This window comes from Rhizobium sp. SEMIA 4085, assembly GCF_013004495.1.
Lineage (GTDB): Bacteria > Pseudomonadota > Alphaproteobacteria > Rhizobiales > Rhizobiaceae > Rhizobium > Rhizobium gallicum.
In genome coordinates this window covers 1-1,441 of record NZ_JABEPH010000653.1, presented here as the reverse complement: position 1 = coordinate 1,441, position 1,441 = coordinate 1, and the positions used below count along the sequence as shown (strand labels likewise).

Annotated in this window: 1 protein-coding gene and 2 pseudogenes; all 3 read right to left on the bottom strand. The window is 63.2% G+C overall.

The annotated features are described in order from the left end of the window. A pseudogene (locus tag C9413_RS32090) lies at positions 1-162 on the bottom strand (dihydrodipicolinate synthase family protein); the annotation flags it as partial. 16 nt (positions 163-178) lie between these two features. Then, positions 179-1,054 (bottom strand): SMP-30/gluconolactonase/LRE family protein, encoded by an 876-nt coding sequence (locus tag C9413_RS32085; protein WP_040115335.1) that lies wholly within the window; start codon positions 1,052-1,054, stop codon positions 179-181. Further along, positions 1,051-1,441, bottom strand: a pseudogene (locus tag C9413_RS32080) (NAD(P)-dependent oxidoreductase); the annotation flags it as partial. The pseudogene C9413_RS32080 and the gene C9413_RS32085, both read right to left, overlap by 4 nt.

Sequence of the window (1,441 nt, the reverse complement as noted above, 5' to 3'; positions counted from 1 at the left end):
CCCGGTGTCTCCGGCAGCACCAATATTGAGGATGCCAGCAGCTGCCACCCTGCGGTAGACCATTGCCGTGATTTGCGGCTCGACTTCGCCATTTTCGTCGTAGGCCGTGACCGGTACACCCGACACGCCCGTCAGCGCCTGACGCATGGTTGCAATGCCCATCTTCTTCCCCTTTCTATCAATTACCGAAGCGGAAGGGCGGCAAGCCCTCGGCGTCCACGTCGAAAGCAACGACCGCGCCTGCTTCGAAATGGCCGCTGCGGTTGGTCGACAGGCTCGTGACGAAGAGCGTCCGCATGTCAGGACCGCCAAAACAGGGCATCGTCGGCGCGGCGACCGGCAGAATGTAGATCTCGAGGATTTCCCCGGCGGGAGAAATCCGGTTAAGCCGGCCCGCGGAAACGCCCGCACTCCAATAGTAGCCGTCCCGGTCGGTTGCGCCGCCATCGGGCCGGCCTTCCTCCTCCGAGAAGACACGAAGCCGGCTGGCGTTTGCGAGCTCGCCTTTTTCCGGATCGAAATCAAAAGCCTGCAGGAAACATTGGCGGCTGTCGGAGTGATACATGCGCCGCCCGTCTGGTGACCAGGCAAGCCCGTTGGAGCTGGTCAGCCCTGTCGCGACGGTCCGTGCGCTGCCGTCCGGTCCCAGGCGGTAGAGCGCAGCGTCATTGGTCTGCGGCTTGGTCTCGCTCATGGACCCGACCCAGAAATGGCCGTCGGGGCCGACCTTCCCATCGTTGAGACGACAGTTGACGCGCCCCACTGGATCGCACAAAAGCTCGAAGCCTCCCGAAACGGGATCGAAAAGATGCAGGCCCGTTCGAAGTGCGACCACTACACGCCGGTCGCGGCAAAGCCCAAGGCTGCCGACCGCCGACGGCATGTCAAAGCGATCGACCTTTCCTTGCGGCGAGATCCGGATGACGGCTGGCGCTTGTATGTCGACAAGCCAGAGCGTACTGCTCCTTTCGTCCCATACCGGCGATTCACCCACTCCCAGCGGCTGCTGCAGCACCGGACGGACTTGCGGACGGACGATCCGCGGCGTCGTCATGGAACCGTCTCCGGGCTCCTGGCCAAACCCTCGGCATTGCGCATGCGTATGTTGCCGTCGCGATTGGGCTCGCAGAACGCTCCGCCCTGGAACGCAAGGGCGACCGGCCCTTCCGACGGTTCCTCTATGCGAGCATGATCACGAGGCCGATCTTGCGGCTGGTAGCCAAGTCTGGGTGCCAACCCGGTGTTCCACCAACTCTCCTCGGCGTCGGAAACGCCATAGACGACGGTTGCGGCGATGAGGGGGTGGGTAAGGCCGATTCTAACCAGTTGCGCCAGGTCACGTGCACTGATCCAGATTGCCACGGATCGCTCGCTGGCCGGATAGGTGCCCGCGTTGCCGATGCGGATGGAAAGCGTGCGAATGCCGCAGGTGTCGTAATAT